Annotated in this window: 20 protein-coding genes and 1 pseudogene; 9 read left to right on the forward strand and 12 right to left on the reverse strand. The window is 71.2% G+C overall.

Annotation, left to right across the window (positions count from 1 at the left end):
• A pseudogene (locus ACFV2J_RS40130) lies at positions 1 to 386 on the forward strand (cytochrome ubiquinol oxidase subunit I); the annotation flags it as partial.
• A complete protein-coding gene (locus ACFV2J_RS40135; protein WP_385098509.1) occupies positions 383 to 727 on the forward strand; it encodes a cytochrome C oxidase subunit I in 345 nt (114 codons plus the stop codon). The pseudogene ACFV2J_RS40130 and the gene ACFV2J_RS40135, both read left to right, overlap by 4 nt.
• A 228-nt stretch (positions 728 to 955) precedes the next feature.
• Here ACFV2J_RS40135 and ACFV2J_RS40140 read toward each other — a convergent pair whose 3' ends face one another.
• The 5 genes from ACFV2J_RS40140 to ACFV2J_RS40160 form a co-directional block, all read right to left on the reverse strand.
• Positions 956 to 2,362, reverse strand: a complete 1,407-nt coding sequence (locus tag ACFV2J_RS40140; protein ID WP_385443414.1) for a PucR family transcriptional regulator — start codon at positions 2,360 to 2,362, stop codon at positions 956 to 958.
• A 120-nt stretch (positions 2,363 to 2,482) separates the two neighbouring features.
• On the reverse strand, positions 2,483 to 4,246 hold the full coding sequence (locus ACFV2J_RS40145; protein ID WP_385081598.1) for a LuxR C-terminal-related transcriptional regulator: 1,764 nt from the start codon (positions 4,244 to 4,246) through the stop codon (positions 2,483 to 2,485).
• Positions 4,247 to 4,690: 444 nt separating this feature from the next.
• On the reverse strand, positions 4,691 to 5,584 hold the full coding sequence (locus tag ACFV2J_RS40150) for an alpha/beta hydrolase family protein (protein WP_385086604.1): 894 nt from the start codon (positions 5,582 to 5,584) through the stop codon (positions 4,691 to 4,693).
• Positions 5,585 to 5,966: 382 nt separating this feature from the next.
• The gene (locus ACFV2J_RS40155) at positions 5,967 to 6,314 is read right to left on the reverse strand and encodes a cupin domain-containing protein (RefSeq protein ID WP_385086565.1); all 348 of its coding nucleotides are present in this window, start codon (positions 6,312 to 6,314) and stop codon (positions 5,967 to 5,969) included.
• A gap of 331 nt (positions 6,315 to 6,645) precedes the next feature.
• The gene (locus tag ACFV2J_RS40160; RefSeq protein WP_385086567.1) at positions 6,646 to 7,632 is read right to left on the reverse strand and encodes an NAD(P)H-dependent flavin oxidoreductase; all 987 of its coding nucleotides are present in this window, start codon (positions 7,630 to 7,632) and stop codon (positions 6,646 to 6,648) included.
• 403 nt (positions 7,633 to 8,035) lie between these two features.
• Here ACFV2J_RS40160 and ACFV2J_RS40165 point away from each other — a divergent pair, with 403 nt between their 5' ends.
• Positions 8,036 to 9,871, forward strand: a complete 1,836-nt coding sequence (locus ACFV2J_RS40165) for a LamG-like jellyroll fold domain-containing protein (protein WP_385086570.1) — start codon at positions 8,036 to 8,038, stop codon at positions 9,869 to 9,871.
• A gap of 301 nt (positions 9,872 to 10,172) precedes the next feature.
• Here ACFV2J_RS40165 and ACFV2J_RS40170 read toward each other — a convergent pair whose 3' ends face one another.
• Entirely contained in the window at positions 10,173 to 10,757 is a 585-nt protein-coding gene (locus tag ACFV2J_RS40170) for an exonuclease domain-containing protein (RefSeq protein WP_385086573.1), read from the reverse strand.
• A 197-nt stretch (positions 10,758 to 10,954) separates the two neighbouring features.
• On the opposite strand from ACFV2J_RS40170, the gene ACFV2J_RS40175 reads away from it, so the two are divergent.
• Positions 10,955 to 11,551 (forward strand): DUF4232 domain-containing protein, encoded by a 597-nt coding sequence (locus ACFV2J_RS40175; protein ID WP_385086607.1) that lies wholly within the window; start codon positions 10,955 to 10,957, stop codon positions 11,549 to 11,551.
• A gap of 268 nt (positions 11,552 to 11,819) precedes the next feature.
• Here ACFV2J_RS40175 and ACFV2J_RS40180 read toward each other — a convergent pair whose 3' ends face one another.
• Positions 11,820 to 12,950 carry a hypothetical protein gene (locus tag ACFV2J_RS40180; protein WP_385086576.1) on the reverse strand — a complete coding sequence of 377 codons (1,131 nt, stop codon included), beginning with the start codon at positions 12,948 to 12,950 and terminating at the stop codon, positions 11,820 to 11,822.
• Between the two features lie 310 nt (positions 12,951 to 13,260).
• Between ACFV2J_RS40180 and ACFV2J_RS40185 the strand changes: the two genes are divergently transcribed.
• Positions 13,261 to 13,926, forward strand: coding sequence for a nitroreductase (locus ACFV2J_RS40185; RefSeq protein WP_385086578.1), 666 nt, complete (start codon positions 13,261 to 13,263; stop codon positions 13,924 to 13,926).
• An 87-nt stretch (positions 13,927 to 14,013) separates the two neighbouring features.
• Here the strand turns inward: ACFV2J_RS40185 and ACFV2J_RS40190 are convergent, their stop codons facing one another.
• From ACFV2J_RS40190 to ACFV2J_RS40210, 5 genes are all read right to left on the reverse strand, one after another.
• Positions 14,014 to 15,027 carry a TIGR01777 family oxidoreductase gene (locus ACFV2J_RS40190; RefSeq protein ID WP_385086581.1) on the reverse strand — a complete coding sequence of 338 codons (1,014 nt, stop codon included), beginning with the start codon at positions 15,025 to 15,027 and terminating at the stop codon, positions 14,014 to 14,016.
• A gap of 207 nt (positions 15,028 to 15,234) precedes the next feature.
• Positions 15,235 to 15,561, reverse strand: coding sequence for an ankyrin repeat domain-containing protein (locus tag ACFV2J_RS40195; RefSeq protein ID WP_385086584.1), 327 nt, complete (start codon positions 15,559 to 15,561; stop codon positions 15,235 to 15,237).
• 162 nt (positions 15,562 to 15,723) lie between these two features.
• Positions 15,724 to 16,485 (reverse strand): SDR family oxidoreductase, encoded by a 762-nt coding sequence (locus ACFV2J_RS40200; protein WP_385086587.1) that lies wholly within the window; start codon positions 16,483 to 16,485, stop codon positions 15,724 to 15,726.
• Between the two features lie 39 nt (positions 16,486 to 16,524).
• Complete coding sequence (gene mdlC / locus ACFV2J_RS40205) at positions 16,525 to 18,135, reverse strand: benzoylformate decarboxylase (protein ID WP_385443429.1); 1,611 nt, start codon at positions 18,133 to 18,135, stop codon at positions 16,525 to 16,527.
• A gap of 211 nt (positions 18,136 to 18,346) precedes the next feature.
• Entirely contained in the window at positions 18,347 to 18,622 is a 276-nt protein-coding gene (locus ACFV2J_RS40210; RefSeq protein WP_385086590.1) for an alpha-hydroxy-acid oxidizing protein, read from the reverse strand.
• 109 nt (positions 18,623 to 18,731) lie between these two features.
• Between ACFV2J_RS40210 and ACFV2J_RS40215 the strand changes: the two genes are divergently transcribed.
• The 4 genes from ACFV2J_RS40215 to ACFV2J_RS40230 all read left to right on the forward strand — a co-directional run bounded on the left by ACFV2J_RS40215 (position 18,732) and on the right by ACFV2J_RS40230 (position 23,314).
• Positions 18,732 to 19,766, forward strand: coding sequence for an Lrp/AsnC family transcriptional regulator (locus ACFV2J_RS40215; RefSeq protein ID WP_385086592.1), 1,035 nt, complete (start codon positions 18,732 to 18,734; stop codon positions 19,764 to 19,766).
• Between the two features lie 131 nt (positions 19,767 to 19,897).
• Entirely contained in the window at positions 19,898 to 20,491 is a 594-nt protein-coding gene (locus ACFV2J_RS40220) for a TetR family transcriptional regulator (protein WP_385086595.1), read from the forward strand.
• Between the two features lie 441 nt (positions 20,492 to 20,932).
• Complete coding sequence (locus tag ACFV2J_RS40225; RefSeq protein ID WP_385086598.1) at positions 20,933 to 22,978, forward strand: acyltransferase family protein; 2,046 nt, start codon at positions 20,933 to 20,935, stop codon at positions 22,976 to 22,978.
• Between the two features lie 177 nt (positions 22,979 to 23,155).
• Positions 23,156 to 23,314, forward strand: coding sequence for a hypothetical protein (locus ACFV2J_RS40230; RefSeq protein WP_385086601.1), 159 nt, complete (start codon positions 23,156 to 23,158; stop codon positions 23,312 to 23,314).
• Positions 23,315 to 23,417 lie beyond the last annotated feature (103 nt).

A 23,417-nucleotide genomic window follows, 5' to 3' on the forward strand; every position in this document is an offset into this window, starting at 1 on the left:
GCACGTTCCTGGTCCAGCACTGGCTGGGCGCGGAGGGCATGCCGCGTCGTTACGCGGACTACCTCGCGGCCGACGGCTTCACCGCCCTCAACACGATTTCGACCATCGCCTCGTTCCTGCTCGGCCTGTCGATGCTGCCGTTCCTCTACAACGTGTGGAAGACCGCCAAGTACGGCAAGAAGGTGGAGGTCGACGACCCGTGGGGTTACGGCCGTTCGCTGGAGTGGGCCACCTCCTGCCCGCCGCCGCGCCACAACTTCCTCACCCTGCCGCGGATCCGCAGCGAATCCCCGGCGTTCGACCTGCACCACCCCGACATCGCGATGACGGAGGACCGCAGTCACGGCGGGGGAGGCCCGCTCCTGACCGAACGAGGACCCAGGTGAGCGGTCTGCTGCGGCCCGGCCCCGACGGCGAACTGGGCAACGAGGTGGACGGCTACCTGCTCTGGCACGCCAGGGTCACGGAGGCCGAGCAGCGTGCGCGTGAGTTCGTCGAGGCCATGGACTGGCTCACCACGTCACAGCAGGCGGAGATCGAGCGGTGCCATGTCGCCGACGGCCTGAAACATGCGCGCAAGGACATCGAACGGATCGCGGCCCGATGCCTCGAACTCCGTGCCGAGTACGAGCACCGATACCGAATGCTGCGGAGGCGGTGTGTGGGGCTGGCCCTGACCGCCTGCGCGGCGTCCACCGCAGTTGCGGCCCTGTCGCGATTTCTGTGACCCTCGACCGCCCGCGGTCGGCCCGGACCCGGCCGCGTGCGGTCCACCACTCGTACGGCGCCGCCGCGCCGTCGTACGCGTACCGCTCCCCCGCCGACGCCGCGCGGCCCGTCCCGGCCACCGGCGCCACCCGCGGAACAGCGCCCGGGACTTCGGCGCGAACACCGTGACCGACGAGTGCTCCGGCGCGCGGCACTGGCCCTCGGCCGCGGGGGACGGTGCGGGCGGTCAGGGGTCGAGGAGGCAGTGCGCGGCCAGGGCTAAGGACAGCTCCACGACGTCGGACGGCCGGCTCAGCGAGCGGCCGGTGAGCTGCTCGCAACGGCGCAGCCGGTTCAGGACCGTGTTGCGGTGGCAGTAGAGCCGGCCGGCCGCCCGCTGGGCGGAACCGTCGCAGGCGAGCCAGGCCGTGAGGGTCTCCAGCATGATGTCCCGGTCGGACGGGTCCAGCCGCAACAGCGGCCCGAGGACCCGCTCGGCGAGCGCCGCCCCGAGGACCGGGGCGGAGACGACGAGCGCGGCGGGCAGGTGCTCCTCCAGGACGACCGTTCCCCCGGACCGCGGGCAGGCCCGCAGCGCCGTGTCCGCCAGGCGCCGGGCGTCACCGATCGTCGCGAGACCCTCCACCACCGGACTCACCCCGATCCGGGCCCCCGGCGGCGCGGTCAGCCGACGGGCGATCTCCCCGGCGTCCACGTCGAGCCCGTACGACCGGGGGCGCTCCCCTTCTCCGCCGCTCTCGTCGCTGGGAGCGCCCCCGGCCGCCGCCACGGGTCCGGGGCCGGTGTCGACGAGACCGCTCTCGTGACTGTGGCCGGGTTCGACTTCGTCGTGCGGGTGGCCGGCGAGCAGGACGATGCCGTAGCTTCCGCCGCCGTCGCGGTCGCGGTACCAGAGGACCCGCAGGCCGGACAGGTGCACCTGCCCCCACGCGTCCGCGAACGTCCGACCGGCGGGCAGGCGGGCCAGCACGACCGCGTACCGCCCCTGCTCGGGAAGGCCCAGGGCGGCGGCGGTGGCCGGCAGGTCGGCGATCCGCGCGGTCCCGTCGAGCAGCGCGGCCGTCATCAGACGCAGCCGGTTCTCCCGGCGCCACATCAGCTCGCGTTCCGTCTGACGGTAGGCCTCGGCCACGACGGCGCAGTGCTCGTCGACGAAGTTCCACACGTCGGCGGCGACGTGGACGAGCAGGCGCGCGTCGGAGGGCTGACGGCGCGTCGTCTCGTCGACCAGTTCCTGCCACACCATGCCGCCGCCCAGCCGGAACGCGCGCAGCAGGGCGTCCAGCGGGAGCCCGCGATCGGCCCGGGCCCTGCCGATGGCCCAGGAGCAGCGACGGGCGGCCTCGCGCAGTTCACCGGGCCGGATCAGCGATTCGACGTTGAGCCGCAGTGAACGCCGTACCTCGTCGCGCACGCTCTCCGCGTCGGCCTCCATGGCCGTGCGGTAGGCGGGCTCACGCTCCCGCAGCAACGTCATCAGACGCTCGGTGAGCTCGGGCAGCCCCGCCATCAGCGCACGGGCGGACCGGTGCAGTACCGCGAGGGCCTCCGCGTCGGCGGAAGGACGGGGGGCCGGTGCCGGGGTCCGGGATCTCGGCAGGGCTCGGCCGTGGGCGGGTACGAGGTGCTGCATCGCTGTCCTCCACCGGGGTCGGCTCGGCCCGGCCGGCCCGGCCGGCCGTCGCGCGGCCGCACGGGTGCTCCGGATCCGGACCTCCTGATCCCGCAGGATGACATACCGCCTGGTCGGTACCTAGGGGTGTGCGGTGGTCTTCTCGGCACGGTCCAGCCAGCGGGACAGTTCGACACGGGAGCGGACCCCCAGCGCGGAGAAGACATTCCGCAGGTGATGGTCCACGGTGCGGGTACTCACGGACAGACGCAACGCCACTTCGCGATTGGTGGCGCCTTCGGCCACGCAGCGGGCGATCCGCAGCTGTTGGGGCGTCAGAAGTGCCAATGGGCCTGTGGGTTCGCCCTGACCCGCGTCTCCCGTCGCCCGTAGCTCGGCCCTGGTCTGTTCGGCCCAGCCGAGCGCTCCGCCCCGCTCGAACGACACCAGCGCGTCCCGCAGACGCGCCCGCGCCTCCCCCGGTCTGCGCTGCCGTCGCAGCCAGGCTCCGTAAAGGAGTTGGGTGCGCCCGCGTTCGAAGTCCCCGGTGAGCTGGTCATGGTGGGCGAGGGCGGCGCTGAACAGCGGCTCGCACTCGCCGGGGTCGGTCAACAACGCACGGCAGCGGGCCAGTTGGGCGGGGGCCTGCGGATCCGCGCCCTGCGCCGCCCAGTGGGCGAACTCCGTGACCGCCGAACGGGCCGCGTCCGCCTGCCCGGTGCGGGCCGCCGCCTCCACGAAGCAGGGTACGGCGAGCATCCGCACCGCGAAGTGGCCGCGGCGTGGGCCCGCGCCGACCAGCGGGCCGAGCCGTGCGGCGGCCTCGGGGAGTCTGCCCCGGGCCAGGTCCGCGCGCGCCCTGGCCCACTGGGACAGCGTGGCCGCCTGGGCGAGACCGTGGGGCGCGGCGACGCACTCGGCGGCGGACGCGTGCTCCGCGACGGCCTCCTGGCACCCTTCCACGGACGCAACCAGCGCCAGGATCGCGTGGTGGTGCGCCGCGAGGTTGCGCTGACCGGTGCCGAGAGCGGTGCGCAGGCCGTCCTCGGCGTGTGCCCGCGCCCGGGCATGACGGCCCGCTCGCAGTTCCCCGTACGCGAGGCGTTCCAGCGCCTGGGCGACCAGGATGCGCGGGCCGCGGGCCCTGGCGACGGCGAGCGCACGGGAGTTGGCCCGGCAGGCGGCGGGAAGGTCACCGGCGACGAGCGCCGCTCCCCCGGCCCTCAGGAGTGCCTCGGGGCCGTCGGGGGTTCCGGACGTCCCCGCCCCGGCGACCGCCTCCCGAAGCCGGTGCCGTCCCGTGTCCAGTCGGCCGCGCATGACCGCGGACATCCCCGCCCGGAACGCCGCGAGCCTCAGGTCGGGTTCCCACTGCCCCGGAACGCGGTCCAGTGCCTCCCGGCACGCCGCCGCGTCGCCCGTCGCCCAGGCCGCCTCCATGGCGGCGAGCCCCGCGGCGAGGGCCCGGGGTCCGTCGGACGGACCCAGCAACTCGGCGGCGAGGAGCAGCACTTCGCGGGCATCGGCGGCCGGGCCGTCCTGGAGGGCGAGCTGTCCGATCACCAGTTGGGCCGCACCGCGCACGGCGTCCGGCGCGCCTTCGTGCCCGGCCTGCGCGAGCAACTCCCGCGCCCGCTCCGGCAGTCCCGCCAGCCTGGCCCGGTCGGCGGCGTCGATCAGCCGGACGGCGAGCGGGCCCGCGTCGGTGGCGAGCCTGGCAGTCGCCCGCTCGTCGGCCGGTTCCCGACCGTTGTCGTACGACGGACCCGGCCCTCCGTCGAGGTCGTATACGGCCGCCGCTTCACCTCGGTCGTCCAGGGCCTCCTGACGATCCGGATGACTCGGACCCTGCGAGCGAGGGGCGACCGGCCCGGGGGCGGTGTCCTCGGCGCGAAGGGACGACACCGCATCGGTGGTGGGCCCGGAAGGCGTGATCCCCGGCCCGGAGAGGGGCGCCGAGGTGTGCCCGGGAGAGGGCGCCGGCCCCGGCTCGCCGCTGCGGTCCGGTTCGTTCGCCGTCCCGTGGAAGGCCGTCGGTACTGAGCTCCGGCCTGCCGCCCGGAGTGGACTTCCCGCAGTCGCGTTTCCCGTCACGACCGTCACGTTACTTCCGCGTAAACGAAGGCGGAAGCCCGGCGCCCATCTGCCTCCCCCCTCGCAGAAACACCCTGTGACCAGGGCGTACGCGGTCGCGGCGGGGTGCCGGATGGGCCGGCTCCCAGACCCGGCACGCAAGCCTTGTGAGCCCGCACAAGGAGCGCCGGCGGGCCGCCCGCACGGGTGACGGCCACCGGATACCCGTTCCGGCGGCCGTCACCCGCTCACTCGGTCGTGCGGTGCGGGACGGGGTCAGGAGGTGTGCGGGCAGTTCCCGCGGTACTCGGCGATCGTCAGTGACGCCTGCGGCAGCGGGCACAGGAACTGCTCGTAGCGGGTGTCGTTGTCGATGAACCGCTTCAGCCACGAAATGCTGTACTTCGCGATCGTCGTGTTGGAGCTGTTGGGGGTGAAGTGGGTGGCGCCCCTCAGCTCCAGGTACGCCTTGTCGAGCGTGCTGGGCAGACTCCGGTAGAAGGGCTCGGAGTGCGTGGCCACCGGTGCGATCGTGTCCCCGTCCGCGCCCACGATGAGCGTCGGCGTCTGGATCTCCGGCCAGGTGGTGTCAAGGTTCCAGCCGGTGAGCGGGATGGCGGCCTGGAGCGAGGGACGGCTCTTCGCCGCCTCCAGCGTGCCGCCGCCGCCCATCGAGTGGCCCATGACGCCGAGCCGGGTGCTGTCGATCCTGGTGCGCACGGAACTGCGTTGGGTCAGATAGTCGAGCGCGGCGAGCAACTGCCGCCCACGGCTGTCCGGTTGGTCCAGGGTGGTGAGGGTGTCGATGGTGAACACGACGAAGCCCTGGGAGGCGAGCCGGGGCCCGAGCCACGCGATGGACGACTGGTACGCGGTGTATCCGGGCGAGATGACGACCGCGCCGAAGGTGCCGTCGCTGGTCGAGGTCGGGTAGTAGACGGTGCCGCCGCCGAAGCCGGTCACCGAGAGCGAGGAGACGGTGGTCTGGGACACGGCGTACGACCCGCGGGCCGCCTCGATGCTGGCAGTCGTGGGGGCCGGGCCACGCTCGTACGGGTTCGCGGCGGCCTGCGTCGAGACGGCCGGGGCTCCGACCGCCTGCGCTCCGGTGGCCTGCGCGGCGACCAGGCCGCCCGCGGCGAGGAGCGCCGCGAGGCCGGCCCGCGCCAGACGGCTCGTGAGCCGGTGCGGGCGGCGCGCGGACGGGTCGGGGCCGGCGGGTGCGGCGGGGAATGCTCGGTTGGGCTGCTGCACGGTGGGGGCGTCCTCTCGGTGAGGGGCGACGGACCCACGCCGCGCTCGCGGCGCAGCCGGGGCGTGGGTGTCGGAAGGCGCACGCTGCGAAGCGGCGGGGTCCGTCTCGGTGGTTGCGGTGGCCACTGTCCGGGCAGCCCCCGGCTCCGCACATCGGCAGAATCACCGGCGTCGGCGCACCGCAGACCCGGCCCCTCCCCTGCCCCTGCCCTCGTCGCGGTGCGCTCCCGTGTCCTCCGGAATCAGCGCGCCGGACGGTCACACCTGGCCACAACCCTCAGGATGTGCCGCCGCCGGGTCAGTCGGGTTCGGGATAGGTGATGACGAGCATCGTGACCCCTTCCGCCGAGGTCCAGGGCCCGTGGGGCATGCCGGGTGGCCGGCATGCGTACATGCCGGCCGTGAAGGACGTGCCGAGTGTGAGGTCGTGCAGGGCCCCTTCCAGGAGATGGACCTCCTCCCAGAAGTCGTGCCGGGACACGCCCTGGACGGAGGTGTCCGTGCCCGGCGCCCAGCGTACGAGCGCGGTGCGGGCGCCGGTGGCGGCATCCTCGGCCAGGACCTGTTCCTGGATCCCGGGTGCGGCACCCGCGGGTGTGTTCCAGGGGCCGTCGGGCCGGTGGAACTCCAGCTCGGGCTTGCTCATCGCCACACCTCCGGGTACCGGCCTACCTCGATGGATGCCTCACCCGTCGGAACACCGGGGTCGGCCTCGTCAGCGATGTGGGAAGGCCACTTCTCCATCGGCCTCCCTTTCAGCGCCGGGTTCTTCTCCGGGGCGGGGCCGGCGGTGGGCCGGCGCGGTGCGATGTGCACGGAGGGCTGCCTCCTTGTCGGTTCGGTGGACGTATGAAAGCGGCCACCGGCCCGCTGGGGCAAGGCGTGGCCGGTAAAGGTCTGGAGCGGGCGGCCGACCGGGCGAGGCCACCGGCCTGTCGCCGCGCGCCAGGGTGCCTTCTTCGGTTGCTCACGGAGGGTCAGTTCAGCAGCGAGTGGGGCCGCGTGCCCAGGATCGCCTCGGCCTCCGCACTGATCGCCCGGACCACCTCGGCGGCGGGGCGGACGGCATCGACGAAGGCCGCCGACTGACCGTAGAGGATCGCGCTGGTGTCCGGATCCGGTGTCGCCTCGAGGGGGCTGACGTCCTCCGGGGGCTCGAACTCGCCCTTGTGGTTCCGCAGTGTCGCCTCACGCTCTGCCCACTCGTCGGTGAACCGGTTGCGGCGGACGCGCTGGCCGATGGTCGCCGGCCACGGCAGGTCCGACACGATGTCGTAAGCCCGCGTCCACACCGTGTCCCCGCCATCGCTCTCGACGATCAGTCGCTTGTGGACATCGTGGACCTCGACCGCTTCGGGCGTGGCGAGGAACGCCGTGCCCAGCCAGGCGCCGTCCGCACCGGCGGTGAGGACCGCCGCGAGGGTCCGACCGTCGCCGATGCCCCCCGCGGCCAGCACGGGGACGTCGGGGTACCGCCTCACGATCTCGGCCAGGAAGGGCAACAGGCCCATCGTCCCGGTGTGACCACCGGCCTCCATGCCCTGCGCCACGAGGACGTCGGCCCCCGCGGCGACCGCCATCTCCGCGTCGTCGTAGTTCTGGACCTGGCACATCACCCGGGCGCCCGCGTCCTGGGCGCGCGCGACCCACGGCTGGGGATCGGCGAACGACAGCGCGATGACCTCCGCCCGTCCCTCGAGCGCGGCCTCGAAGTGCGGCTCGGTGAACGGGAGGAACGGCGTGATGAAGCCGACTCCGAACGGACGGTCCGTCGTGGCACGGATGGTCGCGATCTCCGCACGGATCCAGTCGGGCCCTTTCCAGGGATGCGTCCCCCCGAACGTGCCGAGCCCGCCGGCCGCGGAAACCGCGGCAGCGAGCGTCCCGCCACTGTGCAGACCCATGGGGGCGGACATCAACGGGTGGGCGATACCGAACATGTCGGTGAATCTCGTGTGCAACATGGGTCGACGCTAACGAAATCCGCGAACGCGACCCACCAGCGACGCGGTGGGCGACCCGCCGTGTCCCAGGTTCGACCGTGCGAGTCGTGGGAACAGCCCTGCCGGACCTCGACTCCTCCCGTTCACCGTCAGCCCTCCGGGAGAACAGCGTCCGGTCGTGACGCGGCTGGTGCTTTGAGTCTTGGACAGACGCTCGATCTTCGTTTGTCATCTCCCGTCCGCCCAGCTCCGACCGCTCCTGACTAGCGTCGTCCGTGTTTGAACCATCGACCCGGGAAGAGCTCCTATGTCCAATATCGATGACAACCCGTCACAAACGCCGACCGAGCGGAGTCGGCGAGGTTTTCTGCGTAACGCGGCACTGGCCGGTGCGGGAGCGGCAGCCGTAGGAGTCGGCGCACCCGTGGTCGGCGGGACGCCCGCGTTCGCCGCCGACGCCGCCAAGAGCGGCCGGACGGGCACCTGGAGACCGGATCAGACCGCGCTCCAGTTCACCCTCGCGGTCATGCCGGACACCCAGTTCCTCTACTGGGGCAGCCAGGACAGCGTCAACCGGACGCCGCAGGAGGAATCCTTCCGCTACATCATCGACAACAGCGGGAGCGGCACCGACAACATCGTGTTCATGACGCATCTCGGCGACCTGACGCAGGACGCCGACCCGTCGTCGTTCCAGCAGGTCGACAAGGCGTTCGCCCTGCTCGACTCGCACGGTGCCGCGTACAGCGTGCTGGCCGGCAACCACGACGTGAGCGGCGACGACAGCCGCGGCGACACGCCGTACCTGCAGACCATGGGTCCGCACCGCTTCAAGCACGCGAGGACGTTCGCCGGCGCGGACCCGACCGGCTACAACACCGCGCACATCTTCCACGCCGCGGGCCGCTCGTGGCTGGTGCTGGCCCTGGACTGGCGGACCACCGACCAGGGCTTCGCGTGGGCCAACGACGTCATCAAGGCCCACCCGAAGATGCCGGTGATCCTCACGTCGCACGACATCGTCGCCTCGCCGTACGATGACAACGTTTTCCCTTACGAGTCCGGCGACCCGGAGGACAACGCCGTACTCTCCGGCTACGGGCAGACGGTCTGGGACAAACTGATCAACGACAACGACCAGATCTTCCTGACCCTCAACGGCCACTACTGGCCGCCCGGGCGTACGACCAGGAAGAACGCCGCCGGCCACGACGTGTCCATGCACATCACGAACTACCAGAACCGGTACTTCGGCGGTGGCGGCATGATCCGGCTGTACCACTTCGACCTGGCCCGCAACACGATCGACGTCGAGACGATCAACCCGTGGATCCTGGCTCAGGACCCGGAGTCCCGCAACGAGCTCGCGGCCGAACACGCGCGCATCACCGGCCCGGTCGACAACTTCTCCATAGCGATCGACTTCGAGAAGCGGTTCTCGGGCTTCATCCCGGTTCCGGTCCGGCCCGCGCGACCGGCCGCCCGGGAACTGGTGAAGGGTACGCAGGCGTACTGGCGCTTCGACGGTCAGGGTGCGCCCGGCACCTCGCTGGCCGCGGGCCAGAAGATCCACGACCTTTCCGGCAAGGGCAACGACCTGACGGTGGTGACCGTGCCCGGCACCGCCTCCGACGCGCTGACCTGGTCCGCCGACCACCACCCCGACCAGCCCGGGCACGCCAGCCTGAAGTTCGTCGGCGGAAGGAACCCGGTCCACGGCTCGTACCTGACCACCGGGCCGAAGGCGCCGCTGAACGCCGAGACGTTCACCTCCGGGTACACGATCGAGACGTTCGTGATGATGCCGCTGGACTGGGACGCGGGGAGGAACGGCAACGCGTCGGTTCTCAGCCGCCGGGGTTCCGCCGGGGCGGCCGGCAAGCACGGCAAGAACACCGACCCGAACGAGCCGCTGGCCCAGTTCGCCATCACGAACAACGGCCGCGAGGCGCAGTTCAACCACTACCCCCTCAACGACACCTACCCGACGACCAACTGGGGTCACGGCATGGTGGAACTCAAGTGGTGGCACCTGGCGGTGGTCAACGACGGACGTCTCACGAAGCTGTACGTCGAGGGCGCTCCGGTGCTCGACAACCCGAACCGGCTGTCGGTCGGCCTCACTTCACTCGGGTTGCCCTGGCTGGTGGGCGGCCACGAGTACGCGGGCGCCGTCGACGTCGTCTTCCACGGCAACGTCGGTGACATCCGCATCGTGAACCGTCCGCTGTCCACGGACGAGTTCCTGACGGCCAAGTAGGCCAGTCCCTCCCGTCTCCGGCCCACACGCCGGAGGCGGGAGACACTCTTCGGTTCGGCCCGCTCAGCCTCTGCCAGCGTTACGCCCAGGGGGTGGCTACGAGCCAACCGGTGTCGTCGTTGGTGCGGCACGGTGCGTGGCTCGCAACGATGTCCGCGAGCCGGGTACGAGCCCGCTCGCGCCCGAGCTGTGTCCGACCGAGGTGATGTCGGCCTGGACGGCGTTCCCGGTGGCGTCCGACGGGTAGCCCGAAGTCAGGACACTGGGGCGGCCGCTTCCCTGCGGGTCCGGCAGGACGGCGTCAGTCGCCCCGCGGTGTCGGCCAGGCCCGGCGGCCCTCGAGGTCGAGCACCAGTGCCGCGATGTTCCAGGCGTCGTCGTCACCGCGGTGGTGACGTCCCTCCAGTGGCAGGCCGACCACCCGCAGGGCCTCGGCCATCCCCGGTCGCCTGCGCAGCCGGTGCACCTCGGTGAAGAGCGTCTTGACGTTCGTGTGCCTCGCCCCGAAGGGGTAGACGGCGCCGGTGGCACGACACTGCCGGACGAACTGGTGACGGTCGTAGTCGCCCCAGCTCGCCCATGCGCGTATACCCGCCCGGTGTTGGCTCGCCAGGGTCCGGCAGGCATCGGCGAAGCCCACACCCCGCTCGACCTCGGCCTGGGTCAGTCCCGTCAGCTCCGTGCAGAAGTCGCTCACCACGGACCGGGCGGGACGTACCAGCAGGCGATGCCGGCCGACCCGCTCACCGGCGCGGAGATCGACGACGGTCAGCCCGATCTCGATGATCTCGCTGACCGCTCCGGGCGGCGGTTGCCCTGGCCAGCAGGTCGCTTCGACATCGATGACATTGAGCAGGCCGTCGAGCGGGCCTTCGGCACCGTCCATGCGCCGAGGGTATGCGGACGCCCGCAGGGCGGTCACCCGGATTTTCTCCGCCTCTCCGCGTGCGGGTCCGAACTTTTTCGTATGTGCCGTGAACTTTGTCGCCGTGGGGCGCATCGAACATGTGTAGAGGGCAAGAAGATGGCTCGCGGCCGCTGACGGCGGTCGTGCTGCCGGGACCCGAATGGAGTGTGATCGTGATGAACGCTTACCGGAACACCGACCAGACCGCCGCCCGTCCAGTGGCCGGTGCTCGCGGCAGCCGCCGGATCAGCCGTGTGGTGCTCGCGGGGGCGGCCGTCGCGGGGCTGGGCCTCGCGGGCACGGCCGCCGCGCAGGCCGCGCCCGGCAGTGTCGCGAAGGCCACGCCGACTTGTTCCGCCGCCGCCCTGAAGGCGACTTTCGGGAAGGAACTGGCCGGCGGGATGAACCACCAGGGTGTGGTCATAAACCTCCGCAACCTCAGTGGCAGGACGTGCGCACTGCGCGGCTTCCCCGGGCTGGGCCTGGAGAATTCCGCCCACAAGACGCTCGCCTCCCACACCACCTGGGGTGACACCTGGTACGCCGCCAGCCCTGCCAAGAAGACCCTCGCCCTCAAGGACGGCGAGAGCGCCGAGGCGGTCATCTCCTGGAGCCACGCCAACACCGGCACTGCCGGCGCGGTGCACGCCTCATATCTCGAGGTCACCCCGCCCGCCTCCACCCAGCACAAGACGCTGGCCTTCCCCCAGTGGGTCGACAACGGTGAGCTCAAGGTCACCGTACTGGCCAGGCACATCGCCGTGAACGAGTAGCCGTGAACGATTAGCCGCTCTCCCTTGGCTCCCGTTCTTGCGCCGCTCACGGGCTTCGGCTCGGCTGCCGCAGCCCGCGGGCCCGGACCGATCGGTTCGGGCCCGCGGGCTGTTCCGGGCACGGTCGCGGCACGACGTCGGACCTCGGGCGCGCGAACGTGCGGCCGAACTCGGTCCCGCCCAGCCCTGCTTGCCGGGATCGCCCGCTCCTGTCTGCCGGCGCCGCCACGTACACGTTGTGATGACCGTGACGGCCGTATCAAGTTGCCTAGTGCCGACGGGCCTTGCGGCGGCCGGCCGTGACGAAGGCGGTGCCCGCTCCGGCTGCGACGAGGGCGGCGAGGCCGATCAGCGGGGTCGAGCTGTCGGTGCCGGTCGTGGCCAGCGCCCCTGTGTTGTCGGGGGCGGGGGTCTGGCCGGGTGTGGGAGCACCCGAGGTGCTCGGGCCGGCCGTGGCGTGGTGGCTGGGGGTGGGCGAAGCGGTCGGGGTGGAAGAGGCGGTCTGGGTGGAAGTGGGGTCCGCCTGCGAGACGTTGACGACCTGGGTGAAGTTGCTGTCCTCGGGGGCGTCGACGTAACTCGCGTCCGCGTCGGGTATCGCGTAGGCCGCGCTGGCGGCTTCTCCGTCGGCCGTCGCGGTGAACGTCACGGAGAAGTGTCCGTCGGCCCCGGTGGTGGTCGTGCCTTCGAAGGAGGTCGTGGAACCGGGCTTCGCCGGCTGGTAGGTCACTCTCACCTTGCCACCCTTGAACGGCTTCCACGTCCCGCCGTCCTTGCGCTCCCAATACCCCTCGGCGGTGACCTTGCGGGAATCACCGGTCTTCGGGCCGACCTTGTAGTCCCCCCGGAATCGGGTGGGGCTCGCCGTGCACGTCACCGAGGCGTCCGCGTGGGCGCCCCAGGAACCGTAGACGGCGGGGTCGAGCCGTCGCATCGCGTACACGTGCACCGTATAGACGCTGTTCTTGTAGAGGGGATCCGGGATGCGCTGGTCGATCACCGCGTTCGCGAGCCTGAAGTGGCCCTGTGCGTCGGTGGTCACCGTGCCCAGCCTGTCGAAGACGTCGGTTCTCGGCGCCGTAGGGTCCGGATCGTCGGGTTGGTAGACACCCCATTCGACCAGATCCACGGTCTGCCCGGGCGCCGGCGGACGGGGGCCCGGTCTGTCGCCGTCGATCGCGAGCGTGCCGCTCACGGTGACCGTGCGATGGTCGTAATCAGCTGTCGCGGGAACGACCTTGAGGTCCTGGACCACGTATCCGGGGTCGTCCTTCGGGGGGTGTGCTTCCGGCGACGCGGCTTGCGCGGTCCCGGCCGGCAGGCTCATCAGCAGGGCGAGAAGCGTGAGGGCAATGACCCGTGAATCGGCGCGGCGGGTGAATGACACCAGCGTGGGCATGGACGTCCTTTCGTCAATGCCCAGTTGGACCGTCCGCGAGGCCGCCCAGTTGTACGCCGTCGCCCCACTCCGCGGGGCTGCCGACCGCTCGGCCGCCGGCCGCCGGGTCGGCACTGGAACCTTCACTCCGCGTACACCGGGTGTCTCGGTGCACTCGACCTTGCGGTCGCCTTCGGTCGGCCTGCACGACAGGTCGGCGTGGAAAGCGTCGGCCGGTTCGGCGACACCAACTCTCCGCCCCGTCCGCTCACTTGGTGGAAAGATCACCTCGTGCCTTTGCTGCCCGCCATGGAGTGAGAGGACGAGAGACGTGGATGTGTACGAAGCCGTCGACAGTCGCCGGGCCGTTCGGGCGTTCAGCGATCAGCCGGTACCCAAAGAGGTACTCGAACGGGTGCTGACCGCGGCAACACGGGCTCCGTCGAGCGGGAACCTCCAGCCGTGGCATGTGTACGTCGTGACCGGCGAGCCCTTGGCCGAACTGAAGAGACGCGCGACGGCCAGGGCGCTGGCGGGAGACCCGGGTGATGAGCGGGAGTATCCGATGTACCCGGACGAACTCGGCTCACCGTATCTGGACCGCTTTACCGCCGCGGCCTCCCAGCGGTACGGAGCACTGGGGATCATACGCGACGACCCCGACAGGCCCACGAAGATCGCCGCCTTGAACTCGGAGGCGTTCGGTGCGCCCGTCGTACTGTTCTGCTACCTCGACCGCACGATGGGGCCCGGGCAGTGGGCGGACGCGGGAATGTACCTGCAGACGGTCATGCTGCTGCTGAGGGCTGAAGGGTTGCACAGCTGCCCCCAGGTGATGTGGACGCTGTATCGCAGCACCGTCAGCCGGACCGTCGCTGCCGATGACGGGCTCGTACTGCTCTGTGGTGTCGCGGTGGGATTCGAGAAGGAAGGCGTGCCCCGGCTGCGTACCGGGCGGGCGGCCATGACGGAAACCGTGAGCTTCGTCGGAGTGTGACCCGCTGACCAGCCATCAGAACCCGGCGATGGCACGGCCCGACGAGGCCGGGTGGTGTCGTCGCAGACCGACAGGCGGTGCCACCGCTCAGGCCCTGGTCCACTTCTTGGGGTCGTTCCGTGCGGCGTGGTTCGATCCGTGCGGCCGCCCTGATGCCGCACGAAGCAGCCTGGCCCGCTGTACGAGGGAGGTGGCGGCCCCCTCCCACTCGGGCCGGGCGAAAGTGAACCCTGCCGCGCACAGCCGGCCCGGCACCACCCGACGGCTCTTGAGCAGCAGTTCCGTGTCCGAGCGCAGCGCGAACGCCCCCAACTCGGCCATCCAGCGCGTCGCCGGCAGCCCCACCGGGACACCCCAGGCCGTACGCAGCGCCCGCATGAAGTCACGGTGCGGAAGAGGACCGGGCGAGGCGAGGTTCACCGGCCCCTCGATGTCGTCCCTGGCGATCAGGAACTCCACCGCTCTCACGAAGTCCTCGTCATGGATCCAGGAGACGTACTGCGCGCCGCCGGCCACCGGACCGCCCAGGCCGAGTCTCGCCAGTCGTGACAGCACGTCGAACACGCCGCCCCGATCCGGGCTCATGACCATCGCCGAGCGCAGCGCCACCTTGCGGGTCGCGGGAGTCGGCGCCTCGGCCTGCGCGCGCTCCCAGTTCTCCGCGATCTCGACGCTGTACGCCCAGTAGTCCGGCACTCCGTCCTCCGAGCCTCCGATCACTCCGGTCGCCTCGTCGTGCGCCGCGTCGAAGCGATGGGCGTAGACCGTGGCCGTACTCATCTGGAGCCAGACGCGTGGTGGCCGCGCGGCGGCGGCGATCGCCTCGCCGACCACCCGCGCCGAATCCACCCGCGAGTCCATCATGGCTTGCAGGTTCTCGGCGGTGTAGCGGCAGGAGACGCTGCGTCCCGCCAGGTTGATCACGACATCGCAGCCGTCGATCGCCGCGGCCCAGCGGCCGAGCGTGGCCCCGTCCCATCCGATGTCGTGCGCCCGCACGGGACGCCGAGTCAGTACGGTGACCTCGTGCCCGGCCGCCGTCAGCGCGCGGTCGAGAACCGCGCCCACCTGTCCGGTTCCGCCTGGCAGCACTACCTTCATCGAACCCCCTCGGCTTCGCTCGACATCAGCGTAGCCCCTCCTTTTGAACGTGTTCAATTTGGCGGGCGTGGTGGTCGGCCGGCCGGCTTCGATCGAGGCCCTGCCGCCGGCCGTCGCGAGGGACTTGGGCTGCCCAGTCGCTCATCTGCCGGGGCAGACGATGTGGCGGATCGCCGAGCGAACAACCTTCCCGGAGCGGAAACCGCACTACGGGACAGGATGGTCCCCGAGGTGCACCGCAGCGTCTGAACCGATACGCCAGCCGGCAAGGCGGCGTGGGCTCACGCCGTGGAGGTTGTCCCGGTCCGGATCGGCACCGGCACCGACCAGCAGCGACAGCACCTCGCCATCACCTCGATACGTGAACACCGCCTGCCACAAAGGCGTATTGCCCTGCTCGTCGGGGGCGTCCACCTCCGCACCGGCCGCCAGGAGGGAGCCGACAGCCGCGGCATCCTGCTCGTCCGCCGCGAAGTGCAGCGGCGTCCACCCCTGGCGGTCCACACGACCCGGGCCCTGAACCTCATCCGTCATGCCCGCCATCATCACGACAACTTGACGAAGAGCACAGGGGCACCCCTCGTCACGCCGTCACGCCGTCACGCCGTCACACGAAGACCGACAGTCGTGGTCCGTACGGGATCACAGGAGGGGGCCGATTCCACCGCTCACGCACACACCGCACCACTGTCTCGGTCAGAAGCCCCTGCGCACGCCCCCGTCGACCGACAGCATCACCCCCGTCAGGTACGACGCGGCGGGTGACATCAGGAAGGCCGCGGTGCGGCCGAACTCGTCCGGGGTTCCGTAGCGGCGCAGGGGGACGGTGGCGCTCGCCTGTGCGCGGGCCGCGCCGGCATCACCGGTTCGCGCTTCGAGTTCGCGCGCCCGGTCGGTTTCGATGTGGGCGGGCACGAGTCCGACGACACGGATGCCTCGTGGACCCAGCTCGTTCGCGAGGCTCTTCGCGTAGCCGGCCAGGCCCGGCCGGAGGGCGTTGGAGATCGCGAGGCCGGGAATCGGTTCGTAGACGGAGCTGGAGAGGACCAGGCCGATGACACCTCCCTCGTCCAACTCCGCGGCGACGGCGCGGGACAGCCGGACCGCCCCGAGGAACACCGACTCGAAGGCGGTGCGCCACTGGTCGTCGTCGATGGTGTCCGACGTTCCCGCGGGCGGTCCGCCGACGCTGATGAGCACCCCGTCCAGCCGGTCGAAGGCGTCGCGGGCCGCGGCGATCAGCCGCTCCGGGGTCTCGGTGTCGGCGTTGTCGGCTACGATCCCGACCGCCCGCCCCTCACCGCCGAGTTCGGCCTCGGCCGCGGCGACCGACTTCTCGTCACGGCCGCTCACGACCACCCTCGCTCCGTTCGCGACAAGTTCGCGCGCGGCTGCCCTGCCCAGCCCGCGGGTACCGCCGGTGACGAGGTACACGCGGTCCTTCAGTCCAACGTCCATGATTGCCTTTCCTGCGTCCGGTCCTGCGGGCCGAACGGCCTACAGCATCGCCTTCTGGGGCTGGGTGGGTACGACGATGACGGTGGTGGTCCCCGCGCTCAGGGCCGCCGTGAACTCCCGTTCCAGGTCGTCGGTGGTCTCCACGTCGACCGCGCGGCAACCGAAGCCGCGGGCCAGGGACGCGATGTCGAGCCCGGGCAGGTCGAGGCCGGGCACGCCCGGGGTCTCCTCCAGCACCGCGAACGACTTGAGGATCGAGTACTCGTGGTTGCGCATGACCACGTAGACGATCGGGAGGTTGTGCTGTGCCGCCGTGTAGACGGCCTGTACGGAGTACTGGAAGGAACCGTCGCCGATCAGGCCGACCACCGGCCGCTCCACGCCCCTGTCCCGGTCGGCGAGCGCGACGCCGACCGCGGCCGGGGTGCCCCAGCCGATACCCCCACTGGCCGTGGCGAAGAAGGATCCGGTCCGGGTGGTGGGGAGCCACTCGATCTGCTGCGCCAGCGTGGAGGTCGACTCGTTGACGATGACCGCCTCCGACGGCCGGACCCGGCTCAGGGCCGCGTAGACCTCGGGCGGGGTGAGCGGGCTGTTCGGGCTCCCCGGCAGTTCACGGGGCCGCGGCATCGGTTCCGGAGCGGTCCGCGCCGAGCCTTCCCCGACCATGTCCAGGAGCAGCTCGATCGCGAGCGCGGGATCGCCCAGGAGGCTGTCGCCCACACGTGCCGCCGCGGCGACCGCCGGATTGCCGGTGATGTGCAGGAGGTGGGCGTCCGGGGGGAGATAGTCACCGGGCACGTAGGGGTAGTAGCGGAACACCTCAGCGCCGATCACGACCACCAGGTCGTGTTCGGTCAGCCGGTCGCTGATGGTCCTCACCGACATGCCGAGCGGGCCGCGGAACTGGGGATGGTCCTCGGGGAACGACGCACGGTCCAGCAGCGGGGCGCCGTACACGGAGGCGCGCAGTTTCTCCGCGAGGGAGACGGCGGCGTCCCAGCCGCCGCCGCGGTCGACCTCCGGTCCGAAGACCAGTGCGGGACGGCTGCTGGCGGAGATGCGGTCGGCGAACGCGCGGAGCCGCTCGGTGTCGGGTGCGACGCGGTGGCTCACCGTCCGCGTCCGGGTGAAACCGGGAAGCGGCTTCTTCCAGTCGTCCATGGGGATCGACAGGTAGACCGGTCCCGTCGGCGGCTGCAGCGCCTCCGCGTAGGCCCGCATGAAGGCTTCGGGGACGTCTTCGGCCCGCGCGGGTTCGTAGGACCACTTCACCCACGGTTTCGGCATCGTGACGGCCTCACGGTTGCCGAGGTAGGGATCCCCGATCACCAGCTCCCGGTGCTGCTGCCCCGACGTGATGATCAGGGGTGTGTTTCCGTGGTGGGCCGCCACCACGCTGCCCATCGCGTTTCCCGTTCCGGCCGATGAGTGCAGGTTGACCAGCGCGGGGCGGCCTGTGACCTGTGCGAAGGCGTCTGCCATCGCGACGACGGACGCCTCCTGCAGCGCGAGGACGTATCTGAAGTCCGCGGGGAACTCCTGCAGGAACGGCTGCTCGGTGGAGCCCGGATTGCCGAAGACCGTGGTGAGTTCGAGGGTGCGCAGCAGGTCGTAGGTCACGCTGTGAACGGTGGGGTGATCGGTCATGGTCACGGTCGGCTTCCTGGTCGGGGTCGGTGCTTCCTTGCCGGGGTGGGTGATTGCCCTCTTGCCGGGGTGGGTGCTCTCGTGCCGGGGCGGGTGCTTCCTTGCTCGCGTCGGGCTTCCGGTCGGCGGGTGGCCGGGGACGGCGGATCGCGGCTGTCCGGGCGACGGGGTGGCGAGGGAGCGGGGATCCGCCCCCGTCGGCCGGCGGGTGTCAGGTGAGACGGTGGAGGGAGTCGGAGGTGGTGAGGCCGGCGAGGGTGGGGCAGCCGTCGACGGCCATGATCAGGTCGGCTCGGGCCGGCAGGGCCCGCGGGACGTGGACGAGGCCCGCTTCGCCTCCGCGGGCGAGCCCGGACGCGTACGGGCGGCCGACGGTGGTGGCACCCAGGGCGACGCCCTCGACGACCATCGGGAAACGCGGGAAACGCGGCATCACCCCGCACAGCCCGGCGGGGTGGATCTCGTCCTGACAGTCGGCGGAAGCCATGCTCCGACCCTTTCTCCACGCCCGCCGCGTACGGGCTCGTGAAGTCCACCATGGGATGATGGGTGACAAAAGCCGTCAAACGCAGGATTCTGTCTCGCGAGGCGTGGAAATGCACGATGCCGCTCCGCCACTTCTGACAGAGGACGAGCTGGCGCTGATCAACGGCCTGCAACTACGGCCGCGGGCCACCTGGGCCGACCTCGGGCGCGCGCTGGAGGTCGACCCGGTCACCGTCGCCCGCCGCTTCTGCCGCCTGTCCGAGCAAGGGGCCGCCTGGGTGGCCTTCTCACCCGGACCGCGTCTGTTCGAGCAGATCTGCGTGGCCTTCGTCGTGATCGACTGTGTCCCGGGCGCCACCGCCCAGGTCGCCCGGACGCTGAGCGGCCACCCCCACATGCTCACGATCGAGCGAGCGGCCGCCGGCCACGACATCCTCTCCGTCGTCGCCACCCGCGACCTGCCGGCCCTCTCCCGCTACACCCTCGACCTGCTCCCGTGCCTTCCCGGCATCACCAGCGTGCGGGCCCGGATCGTCACCCACATGTTCACCGAAGGGGGCCGGTGGCGCATCGCCGCCCTGGCTCCCGGCCAGCGCGCCCGGCTGGCCGACCAGCCCTCGACGCGGACCCCCGTCGCTCCCGGCGAGATCACCTCCCTCGACCGGGCCCTCGTCATCCGACTCGCCCACGACGGGCGCGCCCCGTACCAGACCCTGGCCGACGATCTCGGTGTCAGCCTCTCCACCGCCAAACGCCGCCTCGAACGGCTCACCCGGCGCGGACTCCTGCGGTTCCGCTGCGACTTCGCCCGCCCCCTCGGCGGCTGGCCCGTCTCGGTCACCCTCTGGGCCAGAGTCCCACCCGCCGGCCTCCCCGAGATCGGCCACGCCCTCATCCAGTTGCCCGAGACCCGCAACTGCGCCGCCGTCAGCGGACCGCACAATCTCGTCCTCCAGGCGAGCCTGCACTCCGTCACCGACGCCCTGCGCCTGGAGACCCAGCTCGCCACGGCCCACCCGGACCTCGACATCGTCGACCGCGTCATCACCCTGCGCCAGGACAAGCTGCTCGGACATCTCCTGGACCCCCATGGCCGCTCCGTCGGTGTCGTCCCGCCCGACCTCTGGGCGGAACCGGCGGGGTGACACCCCCGCCACCACCGGTCCGGCCGGTCCGGCCGGTCGCGGACAGCGGGCGAGCTCCCTTCCAGGGGACCTCACGGAGCATCGCCACATCGATGTCAATAACCAGATAGTTACTTGCTAGGGTGATCCTTATGCCACGGGATTCCAGCGCCACCAAGGCTCGACTGCTCGACGCCGCCTTCACCGAGTTCGCCGCCCACGGCATCGCCGGAGCCCGGGTGGACCGGATCGCCGAGGCCGCCGGGGCGAACAAGCGGCTGATCTACGTCTACTTCGGCAACAAGGAGCAGTTGTTCGACGAGGTGCTGCGCCGCGCGATGACGGCGGGAGCCGAGTCCGTGCCGTTCGACGTCGAGGATCTGCCCGGTTACGCCGGGGCGATCTTCGACCACCTAGTGGCCCGGCCGGAACTCATGCGTCTGCGCATGTGGAAGCTGCTGGAACGTCCCTCCACCACCGGCCTCGAACCCGACGCGTTCCGGCGCAAGACCGCCGACGTGGCCGCCGCCCAGGAGCATGGAGACCTCGCCCCGGAGATGCGGCCGGACGATCTCCTGACCATGGTCCTGGCGGTGGCCCAGGCGTGGTTCTCGGCCGCCGAGGATGTCGACCCCGGGGAGATCAGCCGGTCCTGGTCGCCCGAGCGTCTCGCCCTGCACCGCGCGGCCGTCGTCGAGGCCGCCCGCCGGATCAGCGGACCGAAGCCCGCCGACGGACGGCCATGACGCAGCCGCAGGCACCCACACCCCCACGCTGAGGTGCTGCTCCGGCCCGCGGGACCCCGGAAGTCCGAGGGCCACGCGCCCCTCCACGGCCCTCGGAGGGGCGCGGCCGAGCTCCCCCGACCGCGATCCGATGAACGGTTCGGGAACGGCGGGTAGGGCTTCGACGAAGAAAGGTCATGGGCCGGGTGAGTCGGGCCCGATTACCGCAACCCTTCCTCTTGATGGTCGGTCTGATCAGCGACGCCGTGACGTTCGGCGCTCATTGGCCATCGTCCGGAGGAGATTCCCGTGGTTCGTGCCGCCTGGCCCGCAGAGAGTGCGACGCAGGCGCCGACACCCCCACCGCACGACCCTGGCGGGGGCCGGACAGCGGGTGGATCGGGCGCCGGAACGCCGGCCAGGTCAGCGGCCGGAGCACCGCTTCGCCTCGACATCCAGGGGTTGCGCGCGCTCGCGGTCTCGCTGGTGGTGCTCGCGCACGCCGGCGTCCGCCACGTCGCGGGCGGATACATCGGAGTCGACGTCTTCTTCGTCATATCCGGCTTCCTCATCACCTCGTTGCTCCTGCGCGAGCTGGCACGGGACGGCCGCGTCTCGGTGCGGAAGTTCTACGCGCGCCGGGCGCTGCGGCTGCTGCCCGCGTCGACCGTCGTCGGGCTCGCCACGCTCTGCGGCGCCTGGCTCTACCTTTCGAAGATCCGGTTCGAGGAGTACGTGGGGGACGCGCTCAGCAGCACCTTCTACGTGGTGAACTTGCGGCTGGCGGAGGCGGGCACCGACTACCTCAACGCGGACAGCCCGCCGTCGCCCTTCCAGCACTTCTGGTCGCTGGCGGTCGAGGAGCAGTTCTACCTGGTCTGGCCCCTGCTGCTGTGGGCCGGCTGGAAGCTCGCGCGGCGCCGGACCGGACTGGTGGCGGTGCCGTTCGCGGTGCTGTGCGTCATCTCCTTCGCCCTGAACGTGCGCGCGACGGGCACCTCGGCGTCCTGGGCGTACTTCGGCTCGCACACCCGCTTCTGGGAACTCGGCGTCGGCGCGCTGCTCGCCCTTCTCGTCGGCAGGCTGGAGCGGTTGCCGGCCCGGATCTCCGGACCGATGAGTTGGATCGGCCTGGTCTCGCTGCTGGTCGCGGCGGTCCGGTTCGACGACGACACGCCGTTCCCCGGGTACTACGCCCTCGTGCCGGTGCTAGGCGCCGCGCTGGTGCTGGCGGGCGGATGTTCTCCCGCGCGGTACGGCGCCGGCACGCTGCTCTCGCTCCGGCCCGCCGTGTGGATCGGCGGCCTCTCGTACAGCTGGTATCTCTGGCACTGGCCGGTCATGGTGATCCTGCCGATGGCGCTGGACAGGCGGTCGACCGCTCCGTTCGGGCTGGTCTCGGCGGCGATCGCCCTGCTGCTGGCCTGGGTCACACTGCACGTGGTGGAGAATCCGGTGCGGTTCCACCGGGTGTTCCGCGGTCGTCCGGTACGGGCGCTGGGGCTGGGGGCAGTACTGATGGCGGGCGCCACCGCCGCGGCGCTGGTCGCGACGAGCTTCCCGCCGCCGATAGCCTCGGACGTGGCGGCGCCGGGGCTGCGGAACACGCTCACCGGGGCGGCCGATCCGGGGTCGAGACTGACCGAGTTGCTGGAGGCACCCCATCACAGTCTGCCCAGCAATCTGACGCCCGGACTCACCCGGATCAAGGGGACGTTGTCGCGGATCTACCGGGACGGCTGTCACATCGGCTACCAGAGCACGGCGACTCCGCCGTGTGTCTACGGCGACCGGTCCGCGTCGAAGGTGGTCGTGCTGTTCGGGGACTCGCACGCGGCCCAGTGGTTCCCGGCGCTCGACCGGCTGGCCCGCGAGCGCCACTGGAAACTGGTGTCGATGACCAAGTCGTCGTGCAAGGTCGCCGACGTCACCACCGTCTACCAGGGAATGCCCTACGTGTCCTGCGACGAGTGGCGCTCCAGGCAACTGGCCAGGATCAGGTCCCTGCGCCCCGCTCTGGTGATCACCTCCTCCTCGGACTCGGCCGACCTGGCCCGGCCGTCCGGCGACCCGGGCCGGCAGTGGACCGACGGCTTCGCGCGGACCTACCGGGAACTGGTGAGGAGCGGCGCCCAGGTACTGGCGGTCGTGGACACCCCCTGGCCGAAGGAGGACGCGGTCGACTGCGCGGGGACCCATCCGCTGGACCTGGAACGGTGCGCGTCCGGTGTCGGGGAGGCGGTCAAGGACCCCGGCAAGAAGCGCGAGATCACCGACGCGGCGGCGGCCACCGGCGTCTCGGTGATCGACCCGCTCCCCTGGCTCTGCGGCACCGGCGGCTGCCCCGTGGTGGTGGGTGACACCTTCGTCTACCGCGACGACAGTCATCTCACCGAGTCGTACGCCGAGGCCATCGCACCCGTCCTCGGCCGTGAGTTGACCGCTCTCTACGGCGCGGAGCTGAACCGGCACCCCGGACGGTCCGCGCAGCCGTCGGCCGACCGCTGACGGGTGGTCCATGGACGGGACGAGCCGCTCGTCCGAGCGCCGGGAACTGCCCGGAGGCGTAAAATTTCCAGTGCGGGCTGTCGACGGGTCGGGGCCGAAATCCCCCGCACGCCACGGTAGACGCCCACGGCAGGGCAGTCCTTCGGCAGGCGGCGGCGTCCGCGATTGGAGGCTGAGATGACCGAACCTCCCGACAGGTGGGTCGACCGGCTGAAGGACCTCACCGGCGACTCCTCCGGCAAGAAGGCCGAAGAGTTCGTTCACGACCTCTACACGGCCGCCCAGAACGAACTCGACGCCCAGCGTGCCCAGGCCGAGTACGAGCGCGAGGAATAGCGGTCGGACTAAGGGCTGTCCCGTAATCCCCGGCGGGCGCACGACGACAGCTACGGCACCTCGCCGCGTTGTCGGATCGCCCGAATACACCCAGTATGAGGAC

It is taken from the genome of Streptomyces sp. NPDC059668 (assembly GCF_042734135.1).
Lineage (GTDB): Bacteria > Actinomycetota > Actinomycetes > Streptomycetales > Streptomycetaceae > Streptomyces.